The organism is Nocardia sp. BMG51109 (genome assembly GCF_000526215.1).
GTDB lineage: Bacteria > Actinomycetota > Actinomycetes > Mycobacteriales > Mycobacteriaceae > Nocardia.
Genome location: NZ_JAFQ01000004.1, coordinates 4,404,477 through 4,421,728 on the forward strand (window position 1 = coordinate 4,404,477; position 17,252 = coordinate 4,421,728).

Sequence of the window (17,252 nt, forward strand, 5' to 3'; positions counted from 1 at the left end):
CGAATAGGCGGCTACCCCGCCGAGAAGTTCGGGGCCACGCGAGGCGGCTGTTCGTCACCGTGCCGCCTCGATCGTGGCGTTCCGCGCTGACCTGGAAATTCGTGGCAACCGGAGGCTCGGCGGGATTTCCCGCGCCCGCGCCCGCCGATCAGGAATTCGCCTGCCGGTACGCGTCGACGAGTTCTTTCGGCAGCCGCCCGCGAGTCGAAACCTTACGGCCGGTCGCCTGCGCCCAATCGCGGATCTTGATCACCTCTGCCTTGTCGACGCTCGCGGACCCATTTCCGTTGGTCGCGCCGACGCGCCGCGGGCGGCGGCCACCCACCTTGCGGGCCGCTTTGACGTAGGGCTCGAATGCCGTGTAGAACTTGTCGCGATTCTCGGCACCGAGTTCGATTTCGTACTCCACGCCATCGACCGCGAAGCGGATCGTCGGGTTCGGGACGATATCGCTATCGATTCGCTCGCCATTCAGGTCATCGAAGGTTTCCACAATTGTCTTCTTAGCCATTGAACAAGACTAGCACCCATTGTATTGGCTTTCGCAAATCGAAGAAGTTTGTCCGGATGCCTCGGTTACCCCGGTGCCCGGGAAACACCGGTTCGGTCGCGGGTGGACAAGACTTCGGCCTTTTCCCCCGGGGTTCGAGTGTTTCCGAACAACACATCCACGGTTCGGTCGCGAGGCGGGGAGAAAGGCCCTGCCAGGTGAAGTCGAGACCCGCGACAGCGCCCATGCATTCGGGTCGACCGCACTGCTCCGTCGGCGCGGATAGTCCGCTCTCGTCGAGATAGCCGTGCGCTCGCCACCGGCCCGCCTCGACGGCCCGCATCGGCGGCACCCTCGGAACCGGCGGGTGTCTCGACGGCTGCTCGCTGCCTATACTCCTCGGCAGCAGGGCCGGGACGAGGTGCTGTGGTGTTGAGGTGCTGTGGTGTTCCGGAGCGGGAGGGAATCGAGAATGTGGTGGTTCATCGTCGCGGCTCTGGCCTGCGTCGTGGCCGGGTTCGGCCTGTATCAGTTGTCGCGGCTGCGGGGGAAACTGATCGCGATGATCGGCGCCGAGGAGCTGTCGATTCCGGAGCTGGAACAGTTCCGGCAGGTCTCCGACGAACTGGGTGCGCGCGGAGGTTTCCGCAAGACCAGTGAGGTGTCGGGTGCGGCGCATCCGCACCCCGACGGTCCGTTGGTGGCGGAGCTGTCGCAGACCGAGTGCGTCTGGTACCGGTATCGGGTCGACCGGCACTACGAGGACATCGAGCACCGCAACGGCCGCCGGACCAGCAGGCGCCGGTCGGAGAAGGTTGCCGAGCAGAATTCGTGGCAGGGCTTCGCGCTCATCGACGGCCAGGGCCGGACGCTGGGCGTCGACCCGAACGGGACCGCCCCCGACGGCGCGGTCCAGACCGTGAACCGGTTCGAGCCGCACCGCGGCGAGGATTCCGGCAATCAGCTGCTCGGCATGCTGTCGCAGGTGCTGACCGGCGGCGGTGACACCACCATCGGCTACGAGTACAAGGAATGGATCATTCCCCTCGGCCATCGCCTCTACATCCTGGGCGAGGTGCACGACAGGATCGGCCCGCTGGTGATCGGAAAGCCCGAGCGCGGCGGACATTTCATCATCTCCACCCGCACCGAGGGCGAGCTCCGCGAGGAGGCGACCAAGCACCACAAACTCTGGGTCGCCGGCGTGATCGCCGCCGCCGTACTCGCGGCCGCCACGCTCATCGGCGGCATCGTGACGGCCGTGGCCTGAGTCTTCGGCGGGTCAGCGGCTCGACGGCGGTGCGCCGTCACCCGCTCCGCCGGGGCCGTCCCGGCCGCCGGGCCCACCCGGACCGGGCGGCACGTCGTTCGCCACACTCTGCGACTTCTCGGCCACGCCGACGGTGATGGCGATGGCCATGCCATCGGCGGGTGTGCCCGTGACAGTGGCCATTCGGCGGTCCAGCCGTCACCGAAGACATTGTCGCCGTCGAGCGCAGCCCGCGGCGACCGTCGCGACCCGGCGGCGCCGAAGCACAGCAGGGCCCTGCGGCGGTTCATGACCCGAATGTCGTGCGCGAGACCGAGATCGTGTTCGTGCGCCTCGTATCGTCCGGACCGGCTGCTCATGGGCGTCCTTCGTGCCGTCGAATCCGCGGCGGAATCGTCGGTGACAACCGTATGAGCGCAGGACGCGAGGCACCTGGAGACTCGCTGTGTGGTTGCTGTGAACCGGGTCGGCGGGCCCGAGACCGGGCTCCGCCGTATGTCCGGGCCTCAGTCGTTCTGTGGGAACCCCAGATTCAGGCCACCGTGGCTGGGGTCGAGCCAGCGACTGGTGACGGCCTTGGCGCGGGTGAAGAAGTGGACCCCTTCGGTGCCGTGCGCGTGCGTGTCGCCGAACAGGGAACTCTTCCACCCGCCGAAACTGTAGTAGGCCATCGGCACGGGGATGGGCACGTTGATGCCGATCATCCCGACCTCGACCTCGTTCTGGAAGCGCCGGGCGGCGCCCCCGTCGTTGGTGAAGATGGCCGTGCCGTTGCCGTACGGGTTGGCGTTGATCAGGTCGAGGGCCTGGTCGTAGGTGTCGACGCGGACCACCGACAGCACCGGGCCGAAGATCTCGTCGCGGTAGCAGCTCATCTCGGGGGTGACGTGGTCGAGGAGGGTGGGGCCGAGCCAGAACCCTTGCGAGACATCGATTCCGGTGCCGCCGTCGTCGCCGGTGATGCCGCGGCCGTCCACGACGAGGGTGGCGCCGGCGGCGGCCGCCGCGTCGATGTACCCGCCCACTTTGTCGCGGTGGGCCGCGGTGACCAGCGGGCCCATATCCGCCTCGGCGCGGCCGTCGCCGGTGCGCAGCGTGCGGGTGCGCCGGGCGATCCGGTCGACGAGGTCGTCGGCGACGTCACCGACCGCCACCGCGACCGAGATCGCCATGCACCGCTCGCCGGCGGAGCCGAATCCGGCGTTCACCATGGCATCGGCGGCGAGGTCCAGATCGGCGTCGGGCAGGATCACGGCGTGATTCTTGGCGCCGCCGAGCGCCTGGACGCGCTTACCGGTCGCGGTGGCCGTCGTGTACACGTACTGCGCGATCGGGGTGGAGCCGACGAACGACACCGCCTTGATCCCGGGGTCGGTGAGCAGCTCGTCCACGGCCGTCTTGTCCCCCTGGACGACATTGAACACTCCCGGCGGCAGGCCCGCCTCGGCCCACAGCTGCGCCATCCACAGCGAGGCCGACGGATCCTTCTCGCTGGGCTTCAGCACCACGGTGTTGCCCGCGGCGACGGCGAGCGGAAAGAACCACATCGGCACCATGGCGGGAAAGTTGAACGGCGAGATGATCGCCACCGGGCCGAGCGGCGCCCGCACGGTGTACGCGTCGACCTTCGTCGCGGCGTTCTCGGTGTACCCGCCCTTGAGCAGATGCGGTATGCCGCAGGCGAATTCGACGACCTCCTGGCCGCGGCTCACCTCGCCGAGCGCATCGGAGAGCACCTTGCCGTGTTCGGCGGTGATGATCGCGGCCAGCTCGGGCTTGCGGGCGTTGAGCAGTTCGCGGAAGCGGAACAGGAGGGCGGCGCGCTTGGCCAGGGAGGTGTCGCGCCATGCCGGGAATGCGGCGGCGGCGGACTCGACGGCGGTGCGCACGTCGGTGCCGCCGGCCATCCGGACCCGGCCGGTGACCTGCCCGGTGGCGGGGTTGGTGACCGGTGCGGTCACCGAGGAGGTTCCGGCGAACGGTTTTCCGTCGACCCAGTGGCCGATCTCGGTGGGGGAAGTCATGGTGCCTCATCGGGTGGTCGGGTCGGGCGCGGTGCGCGCGACGTCATCGGATCACGGCTCCTGCGTTAATGTCATTCTCATTCTAGGAGAATATCCTTAACGTCACGATCGCCCCGCAGTTCCCAGGGGCCGCGGATCGACCGGCCGGTCCGGCCATTCGGCGGCCGGCCTCAGCTTGCCGTATCGGCGGGCGGCGGGCGCAGGCCCTCGGCGACCAGCCGCAGCAGCCGGTCCGGGTCGGCGTCGCCGTACTGGCTCGCGGTCGCGGCACCACAGGCCAGGGCGAATACCTCGGACCGGGTGACGTCGCGCCGGACCGCGCCGCCCTCCTGCGCCCGGGCCAGCAGCGCACCGGCCGCGTTGTGCATGCTCATCACGCTCGCACGCAGATCGGATCGCGCATCCGTCGCGACGGCGACGACCGACTCCGGCAAACCCCGGTAGGTCGACGAACACCGGCCGAACTCCTGCAGCCACGTGATGAGTGCCTCCGCCGGATCCGGCGCATCGCCGAGTCGTTCCGCCAGCCTGTGCAAATCCTCGACCCGGTCGTGCAACAGCGCCTCCAGCAGGGCGTCGCGCGTGGGGAAGTGTCGATACAGCGTGCCGATCGCGATATTGCACGCCCGCGCGATCTCCGCCAGCGACGCTCCCACGCCGTGCCTGCGGAACGCGGCATCGGCCACCGCCAGCAACTGCTCGCGGTTGCGGCGCGCATCGGCGCGTAGTCCCCCGGCCTCTCTTGTCAACGATATCTCCTCGCGCCCATGATAACTCGCCAATGTGAGTACCCCTCACTATAGTAATGTGAGAGGGTCTCACTTTAATCTTCGGAGGAACGCATGGACACTGCAATCGGTCGGATCGGCCGGATCGGCCTCTGGACCACGGCATGGGACGCACAGCCGGCCGCGCGGGTGCGCGACCTCGCCCCGGAGATCGACGAGCTCGGCTTCGCCACCCTGTGGATCGGCGAGGGTTTCGGCCGGAACCCGTTCGTGCAGGCGGCACTGCTGCTCGGCGCGACCGACCGGCTCACGGTCGGCACCGGGATCGCGAACATCTTCCTGCGCGATCCGATCGCGATGGCCGCCGCGGAACGATCGCTGGCCGAGGCCTATCCGGGTCGTTTCGTGCTCGGTCTGGGCGGGCATCGAGTCGACGATCGGCCGCTGGTTCATCTCGGTTATCGCGTTCCGTCCGGTGGCCGCGCCGTCCGGACGATGAGCGCCTACCTCGACGCGATGGATGCCGTGCCGCTACAGAGCCCGGCCCCCGCCGCCCCTTCTCGTCGAGTGCTGGCCGCGCTCGGGCCGCGGATGCTCGACCTCGCCGCCGCACGCACCGCGGGTGCGCTGCCGTATTTCGTTCCGGTCGCGCACACCCGCGCCGCCCGCAGCCGGCTGGGGCCCGATGCGCTGCTCGCCGTCGAGCAGGCGGTGGTGCTGGAATCGGACGCCGACGGCGCTCGCGATATCGCGCGGTCCCATGTCGGCGCGTACCTCGCCGGGGGCGGAGCGTACGCCCGGAATATGCTCCGGCTCGGTTATCGGCCCGACGAACTGACCGGCCGGCCGAGTGACCGGGTGGTGGACGCGCTGGTGGCGGGCGGCGGGCCGGCGGCGCTGGACGCTGTCGACGCCCGGATCCGCGCCCACTTCGAGGCTGGCGCCGATCACGTCTGCCTCCAGGTGCTGACGGCGGACCAGGCCACGGCGCCGATCACGGAGTGGCGCCGGCTGGCCGCGCTCGGATTTGCCGATTCACGGTCGTGAGGACGGGAGCTCGCGATGGTCGAATTCCGGAACGGCTCGCCTCGCTCGGGCACCGCCGGCGGACCCTGCCACGGCGCCGATGCGGAGTAGCCGGTCGGTGCCGCGGCGGGCGGTCGTGCGGACGCAACCGTCCTGCTCGCGGTGGCCGAGTCCCCTCGGCGGCCCGCGCCGATTGTGTTGGTGCCGGCCCTGATCGGGCTACTGGGCGGTGTAGCCGCCGTCGACCAGGTGGTAGCTGCCGGTGATGAAGGTGGCGGCGTCGCTGGCGAGGAAGGCGACCAGGCCCGCGACCTCCTCGGGGGTGCCGAGGCGGCCGAGCGCGTGCTTGTCGGCCAGGAATTTCTTGGCATCAGCGTCCATGGTGTCGGCCAGCAGCGGCGTCTCGATGAAACCGGGGCCGACGGCCGTGACCCGCACGCCCTGCGGCGCGTACTCGAGCGCGGCGTTCTGGGTCAGGCCCAGCAGGCCGTGCTTGGCGGTGACGTAGGCGGACGAATTCGCGAATCCCACGCTGCCGAGGATCGACGCCATATTGATGATCGACCCGCCGCCCGCCGCCGCGACGACGGGCAGCTGTTCCCGCAGGCCGTAGAAGACGCCGTCGAGGTTGATCGACAACACCTTGCGCCAGCTCTCGGTCGAGTACTCGCCGATCGGCTTGCTCTCGCCGCCGACGCCGGCGTTGTTGACCGCGATCCGCAGCGGCCCGAGCTCCCCGGCCGCCGCGACGCTGCGGCGCACGGTATCCGGGTCCGAGGCGTCGCCGTCGAACGGGGCGGCGGCGCCGCCCGCGGCCCGGATCTCCTCGGCGACCGCGGCGGCGTGCGCCGCGTTCAGATCGAACACCAGCACCGCCGCGCCGCTGCGCGCCAGCTCGAGCGCCACGGCGCGACCGATGCCGGAGCCACCCCCGCTCACGATCGCCGATCGATCTGCCACGTCGTATACCGCCATGTCCGACTCCTCTCAGAGTTTCGTCGCGCGCATCGATCTTCCGGGCCGTCAGAATCCTCGACTGAGTGTAGCCAGATATTCGCTGGTCGGGGCGTGCGGTGAGGGAACTGTTGGCCGGACGCGGTTTCCCGCCCGGGTGCCGGTATCGGCACGGGAAGGGTGCGACGTGGCAGTCGGATACCGGTTCGTTGCCCGGCTCGGTTCGTCAGGGCTCGCGCACGGCCGGAAACGGGGCTTGCGGCAGCCGGGCGTCGATCCAGATCGCGAGCGAGTCGGCCCAGGCGGAGACGGCGGGCCAGTCGCGGAGGTCGGCGAACCGGCAGCCGAGCAGCCGCACGATGATTCGGGTCCGCCGGTCGTCGGGACGGGGGAGCACGCCCGCGAAGGACCGGTAGCCCAAGGCGCACAGGTGCTTCCGTATGTCGGCGATGGCGGGCGGGATGAAATGCCGCAGCGGCGCGCCGAGCGGTCCGCGCAGGGCGGGACCCATGCCGACGCTGAACAGCCACGCCGGCCGCATCCGCAGGGCCAGGCCGTGCCGCTCGGTGTACTCGGCGAATTCGGGCAGGAACTCACCGTTGTGCACGGCGCTGCCCAGCACCACCGCCTCGAACCGGGCCGGATCGGGATTCTCCGACACGGGGGCGACGCGCACGTGTAAACCCTTGTCACGCATGCGCTCTCCGATGAACTCCGCGATCTCGGCGGTGGAGCCGTTGGCGCTGGCGTAGGCGATCAGCACCGTATGTTCGGTGCGTTCGGAACGGTCGATGGTCATCCCCCAACGCTCCGCCGTGCCGCGCCCGCACGACAGGGACTTCCGGGGTCACGACGACCGACCTTCGTCGCCGGTCGCCCGGTCGGGCGGTGTTGTCTGCGCCTGCTGGGGGGCCTGCGTGGTTACGCACGCTGGCTGCTTCCGCCCCGACCCATCAGGCGGCGCGGCGGCGGACGGTGCGCTCGAGGATGCCGAGGGTGGCCTTGAGGGAAGACTCGGGGATCACCGGGAATGCGAAGCGCCGCTTGATCTTCTCGTCGACCTCGGACCAGTCGTAGTAGGACGTGACCAGGGTGCCCTCCTCGGCGGGCGCGAGCCGGTAGCCGTAGGTGTGGCGGAGGTTCCGGCCGCGGGCCTCGATCTGCCAGGCGATCTCCTCGTCCGGAACGAGTGCGGTGATGACGACCTCGACGTCGTATCTGCCCAGGGGAATGTCGCCGAGGGCCTCCCTGTCCATGTGGACCAGGAATCGGTCCCCGGCCCGCCGGACCGGTTCGCCTTCGGCGTCGATGAGCATGCCCGACGCGTCGATGTCGACGTGGCCCTTCGGGTCGGTCAGGACCGCGAAGACGGCGTCGGCGGGGGCCGGGATGAGGCGGGAAACCTCCATCCGCTCGGTGGGTTCGCGCAGGGGCGGCGTTTCCGCCGTGGCGACGAGGACCGCGCGGCCGAGGATGTGCGAGGACATGGTGAAGCCGAGGAGGGCCGGCGTGGCATCGGCCGGGACGCCGAGCGAGGCGACATCGAGCGCGTGCACCACGATGAAGTAGCGGTGCCGGCCCTGCCCGGCCGGCGGGGCCGCGCCCAGGAAGCGCGTCGCGCGAGCATCATTCGGCAGTGGGAGGGCGCCCGCGGGCAGGCCGGAGCCGGTGTCGTCGCCGGCGCCCTCGGGCAGTTCGGTGACGGTGGCGGGGATGTCGGCGACCGCCCAGTGCCAGAACCCGGACCCGGTGGGGGCGTCGGGGTCGTAGACGGTGACGGCGTAGCTCTCGGTGCCTTCCGGTGCACCGCTCCAGGACAGTTGCGGGGAGACGTCCTTGCCGCCCGGGGCACGGGAGGACAGCTGCTCGGCGGGCCACGGGTCGCCATCGCCGACCGTGGTGCTGGTGACGGTGAAGGTGGCCGCCTCGGGAAGGCGGGCGAAGGGGTCGTTGGCGCTCACGGCGTCATTCCTTTCGAGTCATGCTGGGGGCGGCGGTATTTCGGCCCTCGGAGGACCTTCGGCATCTCGGTGGGGCGTCGCCCGTTCCATCGACCGTAGCATAGATAATCGATTATTTTTCAGATCATCTATTATGGAGACATGACTCGGATGGACATCACCTCTGACTCCTCGGCGAAGCAGATGCTCTCCGAGCAGGTCTACGCCCAGCTCCGGGACGCGATCATGCGCGGGGGTCACGCCCCCGGCGCTGCCCTCAGGCCGCAGGACCTCGCCAGGGAACGAGGCGTGAGCCTGGCCGTCGTGCGCGAGGCGCTCGTGCGATTGGTCGGCGAGGGCCTCGCCGACCGGCTGCCCAACCGCGGCTTCGCCGTCCCGGCCTTCTCCGACCGCCGCTGGCAGGAGATCGCGGAGGCCCGCCGGACCATCGAGCCGGCCCTGCTGCGGCTGTCCGTCGAGCGCGGCGACGTCGACTGGGAGGCCCGCGTCCGGGCCGCCCACCACCGCCTGGCCCGCACCCCGGCGTACGCGCCGGAGGAGGGCGAGTACTACACCGAGGCGTGGTCCGAGGCGCACCGAATCTTCCACCGCACCCTGCTGGAGGGCTGCGGCAACCCGGTCCTCTTGGAAACCTTCGACCGCCTGTGGACCGCAAGCGAATTGGCCCGCCGCTGGTCGGCCCGCCGCAACCCCGACCGCGACGGCGCCGACGAACACCGCAGCCTGGAGGAAGCGGCCCTGGCCCGCGACCCCGGCACCGCCGCCGCGACCTTGACCCGGCACCTCACCCTGACCGCCGCCGCCTTGGCCGATCCGAGGTGAGTCGAGTGGCCTGCGGACCGAAGCCAGGCACTCGAAACCGGTACCTCCGCAGCTCTTCCGGCGCCGAGTCACGGAAATCGCGGCACGCGCCCGGTGCGTCGGAGCCCGCGAAGGCGCGTTGCCCCGGTGGCGGCGTGGCGGGTGCCGAAAGGCCCTATTGCCGTGGGGTTTCCGACGCTAGGTTGGCTCTGACATCGGGTGTGGCTGCGAAGGGCGTAGACGGTGACCGACGAAGTGTCTGACGAAGTGGCGGGCGGGGCCGGGCTGACGAAGGAGATCACCGAACCGGTTACGGTGTCCGACAACGGTATTCGGAGCCTCGTGCCCCCGACGTTCTGTTTCGAACTCCGGGACTGTGACGGCGCCCTCGTCGACGTCGTCTCCCGGGTCGTGCTCGACGAACTCCGGGATTTCGATGCCCTCGAGGCGCTGCCGGCCGACCGCCCGGCCGCTCTCGGCCACATCACCAACTACGACGCCGGCGCGCCGGCGCGAGTCCGCGGCCGCGAATTCGTCATCGACCAGGTCCTGCCGATGTCGAATTGAGCCCGCACCGACAAGGTCCCGGCGCGTCGCGGACAATGTCGATGTGGCAACGATCGGGGACGGCGGACGAGTGTGGGAGGTCGCTCCGGCGTCGGTGCATGATCCGGATGCCGTTGGGCTGCTGCGTGGTTACTACGTCGAGGTCGCCGATCGCTACCGGCTGCTGTATCTGGGGCGGCGGTCCACGGCGGCCGAGATCGAGAAGGGCCTGGCCGCCGATTCGGTCGAGGACCTCGTTCCGCCGCGGGGGCTGTTCCTGGTCGGGCGGTGTGCCGGGGTTCCGGCCGGGTGCGTGGGCTTGCGCCTGTTCGGCGACGGTGTGATCGAAGATGGCGTGATCGAAGACGGTGTGATCGAGTTGGCGCGGGTGTTCGTTCGCACTCGGTGGCGCGGTACCGGTGGTGGGGCCGAGCTGCTGGCGGCTGCGGAAGAGGCGGCGGCTGGGCTCGGCGGTACCCGGATCGTGCTGGATACCCGCTCGGATCTGGTGGAAGCTCGCGCCCTGTACCGCCGGAACGGATATTCGGAGATTGCGCCCTACAACCGGAACAAACATGCCGAGATCTGGTTCGGCAAGGAGCTGGCCTGAGCCGGTCCTGCCCGTAGCTTGCGCTAGCGGTGGGGACACGGCCCGTTACCGGTGCATCCGCCCCCGGATCCGGCCGCCGCCGTGGAGGCCCGGGTCGGACCGGCGGTGCCGCGGGGTTGCGAGATGGCTCACATCCGCTTGCCGCATCGGTGATATCCGTGCTGGTGGAGCCGATCCGGTGTGCCGGGTCGCGGAATGTGGTGAGATTTGTTGAAGTAGCCCCGAATTCGCGCCCGTGATAAGAGAAATGTCGTGTCTTGGTCATCCTCCGTTCATGCCGCCCTGCGTTCTCACGATCGACGCAGGTCCGCGGTGGCCGAGGGTGAGGTCGGCCGGGAACGGTGACGAGCGAGATCACGCGCCCGGCGGTCGGTTCCTCCCGGCCCGGCCTCGGCGGCAGTACTTTTCGGTCCCCGGCCGCCGGATACCGCGCGGACCTCGACGGGCTGCGCGGTGTGGCGATCGCCCTGGTGGTGGTGTTCCACGTCTGGTTCGGCCGGGTCTCCGGCGGCGTGGACGTATTCCTCGTGCTGTCCGGCTACTTCTTCACCGGCCTGCTGCTGCGCCGTGCCGAATCCGGTCGGGTGGGCGTCCTGTTCACGCTGCGCCGGACCGCGCGGCGGCTGCTGCCGGCGATGATCCTGGTGCTCACCGCCGTCGTGATCGCGGGCATCGTGCTGCGCCCCTACACCCAGTGGTCCGGTCTCGCCGCCCAGACGCTGGCTTCGCTGTTCTACTACCAGAATTGGCAGCTGGCGCTGACGTGGTCGGACTATTTGGCCGCCGATCCGTCGGTGAGCCCGCTCCAGCATCTGTGGTCGATGGCGATTCAGGGACAGTTCTATCTCGCCGCCCTCGCCGTCGTCGCGGTGCTCGCCCGGCTGTGCCGGAGGCGGACCGACGTCCTGCTGCCGGTGCTGGCGGCGGTCGTGCTCGGCGCGGGAGTCGCCTCGTTCGGATACGCCGCGCACGGCGCGGCCACCCATCAGGGGTGGAACTACTACGACAGCGCCGCGCGGGGCTGGGAACTGCTGGCGGGCGCGGCGCTCGCGCTGGCCGCGCCGCATCTGTCGTTGCCGCGGCTCGTCCGAATCGTGCTGGCCTGGCTGGGCGTGGCCGGAGTGGTGCTGTGCGGGTGGCTGATCGTCGACGGCGCCAACCGATTTCCCGGACCTGTCGCACTGCTGCCGGTGCTCGCATGCGTGGCGGTGATCCTGTCGGGGACGACTCCCGGACCGGATGCGCGGCCCTGGCCCAACCGGTTGCTGGCGACCCGGTGGGCCCGCCGGCTCGGTGATATCTCCTATCCGCTGTACCTGTGGCACTGGCCGATCCTGATCTTCTATCTCGCCGGCCGCGACGAGCCGCATGCCGGTCTCGGCGCCGGTCTGCTCGTCATCGCCGGCTCGGTGCTGCTGGCCTGGGCCACCCACCGCTGGGTGGAGGAGCCGCTGCGGCTGCGCATCCGGCCGCGCGGGGGCACCCGGGTGCTCGAGTCGGCGGGGACCGCGCTGCTCGATTCGCTGCGGTACCGGCGGGTGGCCGGCGGCGTGCTGACGGTCGCCGCCGTGGCGATCGTCGCGGTCGCCGGCACCTGGCAGGTGGTGGTCGACGACCAGTTCCCGCAGCAGGAGGCCGTGGCGGTGCAGCCGACCCAGTACCCGGGCGCCGAGGCCCTCGCCTCCGGCGCACCGACGCCTCCGGCGCGGATGCGGCCGAGCGTGCTCAAGGCGCCGAACGACGTGCCACCGCCGACCGCCGACGGATGCATCGCGGACTGGGACAACCGCGCCGTCATCACCTGCACCTACGGCGACCTGAACGCCACCCGCACGCTCGCCGTGGTCGGCAGTTCCCATGCCGAGCACTGGATTCCGGCGTTGCAGATCCTGGCCGCCCAGCACGGCTTCCGCATCCAGGTGTACCTGAAGATGGGCTGCCCGCTCACCCTCGCCGACAACGCCACCTACAAGGGGGAGCCCATCCCGGACTGCCGGGACTGGTCGCAGGAGGTGATCGATCGGCTCGGCGTCGACCGCCCCGACTGGATCTTCACCACCGGCACCCGGCCCCGCGACGGCATCGGCGACGAGACACCGCAGGACTATCTGGATGTCTGGGCGACACTGGCCGACCGCGGGCTCAACGTCGTCGCCATCCGGGACACGCCGTGGCTGCGGCGCGACGGGGTGCTGCACAAGGCCCCGGATTGCCTTGCCGCGGGCGGGGATCGGATCAGCTGCGGTATGCCCCGCGCCGACGCACTCGACCCGGTCGATCCCGAGATCGACGCGGCGGCACGGTTCCCGAACGTGATTCCGATCGATCTCACCGACGCGGTCTGCGAGCCCCAGGTGTGTCCGGCGGTCGCCGGCAACATCCTCATCTACCACGACGAACATCACCTGTCGGCCAGCTATTCGCGCTCGCTGGCCGGGCCGCTCGGCCGGCAGCTGGAGCCGGTGCTCGGCTGGTGGTAACGCTTCTTTCCTGCACGACGAGGTAAAGAGGTGACGGCGGGCGCGGCGGCCGGTACGGTATCGACCGCTCGGTCAGCGGTATCCGGAGGGTTTCCACAGTGACGAGAGTTGTACGCGGTCGGCGCCGCCCGGCCGCGATAGTGGTGCTCGTATCCGTTGTCATCGCCATCGGTCTCGCCTCGTCGGAGACGGCGTCACCGGCCCTCGTCGCGGTGGAGTCCGCGGCGGGCGCGCCCGGAATGCCGCGGCGCGTGTATTACGGCGACGCCGCGGACACCTTCGGGGATCTCTACCTGCCGACCGGCGGCACCGGCCCGTATCCGGTGGTGGTGATGATCCACGGCGGTAGCTGGTCGCAGAGCCGGACGCTGGCGGGCTTCGCGCCGATGGCCCGGTCGCTCGCCGACAGCGGGGTCGCGGTGTGGAATATCGAATACCGGCGGATGAAGGGCGACGGTGGCTGGCCGGTCACCCTCACCGATGCCGGTGACGCCGTCGCCGCGCTGGCGACGGTGGTGCAGCACACCTGCGGCGACTGCCTGGACCTGAGTCGGGTGCACCTGGCCGGATACTCCGCCGGCGGGCAGCTGGCCGCCTGGGTGGCGGGCTGGCACAACAGAATGACCGGCCCCGCGGCACATTCGGCCGTCCGCATCCGCAGCGTCACCCTCATGGCCGCCGTGCTGGACCTGCGCTACGCGGCGACCAACGGACGCGACGGATTCGTGCGCACCCTGCTCGGCGGCCGCCCGGCCGAGGTCCCCGACCGCTACGATTTCGCGTCCCCCATCGCCCACCTGCCCGTCGACACCCACATCAGCGCCGTACACGGCGACGCCGACCGCGTCGTCGAACTCGAACAGAGCCGCCGCTACATCGCCGCCGCCACCCGCGCCGGCCTCGACACCGACCTGCGAATCCTCCCCGGCGTCGGCCACGGCGAATTCGCCGAACTCAATTCCGCGGCCTGGGCCACCACCCGCACCACCATCCTCGACAACGTCGCGAGACTGCGGTAGGCACCGGCCACCCGTTCGCCCCGGCCGGGGATCTGAAACGACGCCGCCCAGGAACTGAGGGATTTCGCTGGGCCGTTACGACACCCGCACGTCGCGGCGTGCTCGCGGCATGGATGCAATCGCCCGGCGGCGCCCGAGGCGCCGACGTACGCAACCGCATGTGGCAGCTGTTCCGGAACCATCCGCTCCCGTGACGCCGGTGCCGGGCGGGCCGGGGTTCAGAGGGGGGCGCCGTCGGCGGCCGCGGTGACGAGGTCGCTGGTGCGCTCGGGCGGAATCGCCTTGACGCACAGTCGATCCCAGAGCGCGTGGTAGATGTCGACATCGCCGCGCTTGTCGAGGAACTGGGCGCCGGTGGCGTGCGAGACGTGCACGATATCGGGCAGGTCGGTGGCGCCGAAGCGCAGCACGGTGAACGGAACGGTGCTGATGGCCGGGCCGATCGCGTGGTCGGGCATGATCTGCACGCTGATGTTGGGCTGTTCGGCCGCGCGGGCGAGATGGTCCAGCTGCTCGCCCCAGATCGTGCGGCCGCCGAGCTGCCGGCGCAACGCGGCCTGTTCGACGACCACCCAGATCCGGGGCGGATCGGCCCGGGTCAACAGCCGCTGATGCTGTTCGAGCACCTCGACCCGCCGCTGGATGTCCTCGGCGCACCCCGGATGCGAGATGCCGAACACCTCCCGCGCGTAGTCCGGTGTCTGTAGCAGGTGGGGGATCGTCCCGGGCGCGTAGGTGCGCAGCAGGGTGGCCGAATCCTCGAGGGCGAGGTAGGTGTCGAGCCAGCGGGGCGTGAGATCGGTGTCGAGGTGCCAGCGCCCGGACGTCCTCGCCCGCTGTGCCAGGTCGACGAACTCGGCGCGGGTGCCGGGGTCGTCGATGCCGTAGCAGGTCAGTAGGTCCTCCACATCGGTGGTGCGAAATCCCACCAACCCGGCCTCCAAGCGACTGATCTTCGAATGCGAGGCGCGGATCGCCCGGCCGGCCGCATCCCCTTTGATACCCGCGGCGAGGCGGAGTTTGCGCAGCCGGACCCCCAGAATCCGGCGCAGCAAGGCCGGGTCCTCGGGGTCGTCCTCGTCGCTTGCGAACGCGGAGCCGGTGCTGTGGGCCACCGATCCTCCCAATCGGTTCGGTCATCGTGTCTGAATCGAGTGTGTCACAGTTGCTCGCTCGCCGCTGTGCGGCGAATCGGCTCGGCGTCGGCGGGAGGGCGGGTTTGCTGGTAGTCAACCGGTCGGCCGATGACACGATGGGCGGCATGCGACGCCGAGTACGAGCACCAGGGCCGGTCCGATCGCTCGTCCCGGTCGTGGTCGCGGCCGCCGGGCTCGGGCTGGTCGCTCCGTGGCCGGTGCCCGGCGATGCCGCTCCGTCGGTCGTCGAGGCCGGCCCGCTCACCTGCTTCGATGCCGCCGTCACCGCCTACGGGGACTCCGGCCGCGGCTGGACCGGCGGGGATTCGACCTGGTCCGCCGCGCTGCCGGGCGGTCGCGAGGTGTTCGCCTTCTCCGACACGTTCCTGCCGCCCGTCGACCCACCGGGCCGCCCGCCGGACGCCGGGTTCGTGCACAACTCGTTCGTCGTCCGCGCGGCCGACGGGCGGCTGACCACCCTCGTCGGCGGTACCGCGGAGCGGCCGGCCGCGGTAGTCGAACCGGCGGACCCGGAGCACTGGTTCTGGTTCGGCGCGGCCACGTATCTCGGTGGCGCGCTCCAGGTTCCGCTCACCGAGTGGCGCTCGTCCGGGCCGGGACCGCTCGATCTCGAGTTCGTCGGATCGTCGGTGGCGCGGTTCGACGAGCACGACCTGCGCCGGCCGGTCGCGGTGACGCCGCTGCCCCGCGATCGTGGCATCCAGTGGGGCCAGTGGATACAGCCGGCGGGGGACCGGACGTACGTGTACGGCGTCGAGACCGCGGCCGGCGACAAGCACCTGCACGTGGCGCGCGTCGAGGGGGCCGATCTCCGTAACCCGATGTCCTTCTGGACCGGGCGCGGATGGTCGGATTCCGAGGCGGAATCGGCCCGGGTCGCCGACGGGATCAACGCCGAATTCTCGGTGCATCCCCTGCGCCCGGACCGGTACCTGCTCGTCACCATGGCGGGCGGCGACGGCTTCAGCGATCGGCTGATCGGCAGGTACGGCCCGACGCCGAGGGGCCCGTTCGGCCCCGCCACCACGCTGTACACCACGCCGGAGACGGGTGCGCCGGGGTCCTATCACGACCCCGACGTCTACACCTACAACGCGCACGCCCACCCTGAGTTCTCCACGCCGACGCGCCTGGTCGTCACCTACAACGTCAACAGCATCGACACCGCGCCCGGCGGTGACGTGTACCGCCGCACGAGCATCTACCGCCCGCGCACGGTCCTGGTGACCCTGAAAGACGAACTCGGCGTCCGCGCGCGGGAGGGCGCGGCGCGGGAGATCTGTCCGCGCGGCCGCTCGGGCACGAGGTAGTACGGCGACGCCGCTCGTCCTCGCTGCCGTCGTCCGGCCGCCGAATCCGGCATCGGCGCCACCTCGGCCGCGCGTCTGCCGGATGCGACCCGACTACCCTGTTGCACAAGGATTTCGCCTACTTCCGGGGCGTCCGCAGGATCGTGTCCAGGGTGGCCTCGAGGATCTCGCGGCGATGGACGACGCGGCCGAGGCCGACGCCGGCGATCGGTGCCGCGGCGGCGAGGAGGCGCGGGTAGGTGTCGGGCTCGACGCCGCCGCCGTAGAGGATGGCCGGCGGCCGGCCGTGCCGGGCGGCATGGCGGCGCAGGGTCCGGCAGACGATGGCGACGTGGCCGGGCGCGGCGGCCCGGCCGCCGATCGCCCAGGCCGGTTCGTAGAGCACCAGCAGCGCGGCGACGGCCTCGGCGGACAGGTCCCGGACGATGCCGTCGAACTGTCCGCAGATCGCCTCCGCGGCGACGGCGGCGGGGAGATGGTCCCGTTCACCCAGGCAGACCACGGGCGTCAGCCCGGCGGCGTGCGCACCGGCCACCTTGCGGGCGATCAACTCGTCGGATTCGCCGCGCGCGCGGCGGTCGGCGTGACCGATCATCACGTGGGTGCAGCCGAGTTCGCACAGCAGCGCCGCCGGTGTCTCGCCGGTGTAGTTGCCGGTTTCGTACCAGGCGTCCTGCGCGCCGACCCCTATTCCGGTGCCGGACAAGGACTCCACGGCCATCGGCAGCAGCGGATCGGGCAGGCAGGCGAAGAATCCCGCCGCGCCCAGCTTGTCGGCCAGCGGCACCAGAACGGTGCGGATCCACTGTCGAGTCTCGGCGGCGCCGAGCGCCGCCTTGGTGTTGGTGCAGGTGACCACGTCGGGCATGTGGGCTC

Annotated in this window: 17 protein-coding genes and 1 pseudogene; 8 read left to right on the top strand and 10 right to left on the bottom strand. The window is 70.5% G+C overall.

The window, feature by feature from the left end:
- Positions 1-148 precede the first annotated feature (148 nt).
- Entirely contained in the window at positions 149-511 is a 363-nt protein-coding gene (locus D892_RS0121125; protein WP_024803151.1) for an Lsr2 family protein, read from the bottom strand.
- 451 nt (positions 512-962) lie between these two features.
- On the opposite strand from D892_RS0121125, the gene D892_RS0121130 reads away from it, so the two are divergent.
- Positions 963-1,760 (top strand): E3 ubiquitin ligase family protein, encoded by a 798-nt coding sequence (locus tag D892_RS0121130; RefSeq protein WP_024803152.1) that lies wholly within the window; start codon positions 963-965, stop codon positions 1,758-1,760.
- Positions 1,761-1,772: 12 nt separating this feature from the next.
- Here the strand turns inward: D892_RS0121130 and D892_RS46880 are convergent, their stop codons facing one another.
- The 3 genes from D892_RS46880 to D892_RS0121145 form a co-directional block, all read right to left on the bottom strand.
- Positions 1,773-1,943 carry a hypothetical protein gene (locus D892_RS46880; protein WP_156959617.1) on the bottom strand — a complete coding sequence of 57 codons (171 nt, stop codon included), beginning with the start codon at positions 1,941-1,943 and terminating at the stop codon, positions 1,773-1,775.
- Positions 1,944-2,266: 323 nt separating this feature from the next.
- Positions 2,267-3,784 (bottom strand): CoA-acylating methylmalonate-semialdehyde dehydrogenase, encoded by a 1,518-nt coding sequence (locus D892_RS0121140; RefSeq protein ID WP_024803153.1) that lies wholly within the window; start codon positions 3,782-3,784, stop codon positions 2,267-2,269.
- A 170-nt stretch (positions 3,785-3,954) separates the two neighbouring features.
- A complete protein-coding gene (locus D892_RS0121145; RefSeq protein ID WP_024803154.1) occupies positions 3,955-4,533 on the bottom strand; it encodes a TetR/AcrR family transcriptional regulator in 579 nt (192 codons plus the stop codon).
- Between the two features lie 93 nt (positions 4,534-4,626).
- Between D892_RS0121145 and D892_RS0121150 the strand changes: the two genes are divergently transcribed.
- A complete protein-coding gene (locus tag D892_RS0121150) occupies positions 4,627-5,559 on the top strand; it encodes a TIGR03620 family F420-dependent LLM class oxidoreductase (RefSeq protein ID WP_024803155.1) in 933 nt (310 codons plus the stop codon).
- A 198-nt stretch (positions 5,560-5,757) separates the two neighbouring features.
- Here the strand turns inward: D892_RS0121150 and D892_RS0121155 are convergent, their stop codons facing one another.
- From D892_RS0121155 to D892_RS47820, 4 genes and pseudogenes are all read right to left on the bottom strand, one after another.
- Entirely contained in the window at positions 5,758-6,513 is a 756-nt protein-coding gene (locus tag D892_RS0121155; RefSeq protein WP_024803156.1) for an SDR family NAD(P)-dependent oxidoreductase, read from the bottom strand.
- Between the two features lie 205 nt (positions 6,514-6,718).
- Positions 6,719-7,291: a flavodoxin domain-containing protein gene (locus D892_RS0121160; RefSeq protein ID WP_024803157.1), complete on the bottom strand. Its 573-nt coding sequence runs from the start codon at positions 7,289-7,291 to the stop codon at positions 6,719-6,721.
- Between the two features lie 154 nt (positions 7,292-7,445).
- Positions 7,446-7,901 carry an SRPBCC family protein gene (locus D892_RS49650; protein WP_198037161.1) on the bottom strand — a complete coding sequence of 152 codons (456 nt, stop codon included), beginning with the start codon at positions 7,899-7,901 and terminating at the stop codon, positions 7,446-7,448.
- A 24-nt stretch (positions 7,902-7,925) separates the two neighbouring features.
- Positions 7,926-8,453: pseudogene (locus D892_RS47820) on the bottom strand (YbhB/YbcL family Raf kinase inhibitor-like protein); the annotation flags it as partial.
- 141 nt (positions 8,454-8,594) lie between these two features.
- Here D892_RS47820 and D892_RS0121170 point away from each other — a divergent pair.
- From D892_RS0121170 to D892_RS0121190, 5 genes are all read left to right on the top strand, one after another.
- Positions 8,595-9,275, top strand: a complete 681-nt coding sequence (locus D892_RS0121170; protein ID WP_024803159.1) for a GntR family transcriptional regulator — start codon at positions 8,595-8,597, stop codon at positions 9,273-9,275.
- A 234-nt stretch (positions 9,276-9,509) separates the two neighbouring features.
- Positions 9,510-9,821 carry a hypothetical protein gene (locus D892_RS48685; protein WP_232236133.1) on the top strand — a complete coding sequence of 104 codons (312 nt, stop codon included), beginning with the start codon at positions 9,510-9,512 and terminating at the stop codon, positions 9,819-9,821.
- 43 nt (positions 9,822-9,864) lie between these two features.
- The gene (locus D892_RS0121180) at positions 9,865-10,410 is read left to right on the top strand and encodes a GNAT family N-acetyltransferase (RefSeq protein ID WP_232236134.1); all 546 of its coding nucleotides are present in this window, start codon (positions 9,865-9,867) and stop codon (positions 10,408-10,410) included.
- Positions 10,411-10,751: 341 nt separating this feature from the next.
- On the top strand, positions 10,752-12,890 hold the full coding sequence (locus D892_RS0121185) for an acyltransferase family protein (protein WP_024803162.1): 2,139 nt from the start codon (positions 10,752-10,754) through the stop codon (positions 12,888-12,890).
- 98 nt (positions 12,891-12,988) lie between these two features.
- Positions 12,989-13,909, top strand: coding sequence for a S9 family peptidase (locus D892_RS0121190; protein WP_051499134.1), 921 nt, complete (start codon positions 12,989-12,991; stop codon positions 13,907-13,909).
- A 218-nt stretch (positions 13,910-14,127) separates the two neighbouring features.
- Here D892_RS0121190 and D892_RS0121195 read toward each other — a convergent pair whose 3' ends face one another.
- Complete coding sequence (locus D892_RS0121195) at positions 14,128-15,024, bottom strand: helix-turn-helix transcriptional regulator (RefSeq protein ID WP_024803164.1); 897 nt, start codon at positions 15,022-15,024, stop codon at positions 14,128-14,130.
- Between the two features lie 146 nt (positions 15,025-15,170).
- Here D892_RS0121195 and D892_RS0121200 point away from each other — a divergent pair, with 146 nt between their 5' ends.
- Positions 15,171-16,376: a DUF4185 domain-containing protein gene (locus D892_RS0121200; RefSeq protein ID WP_156959618.1), complete on the top strand. Its 1,206-nt coding sequence runs from the start codon at positions 15,171-15,173 to the stop codon at positions 16,374-16,376.
- A 118-nt stretch (positions 16,377-16,494) separates the two neighbouring features.
- On the opposite strand, the gene D892_RS43880 is transcribed toward D892_RS0121200, so the two are convergent.
- Positions 16,495-17,244, bottom strand: a complete 750-nt coding sequence (locus D892_RS43880; protein WP_024803166.1) for a triose-phosphate isomerase family protein — start codon at positions 17,242-17,244, stop codon at positions 16,495-16,497.
- Positions 17,245-17,252 lie beyond the last annotated feature (8 nt).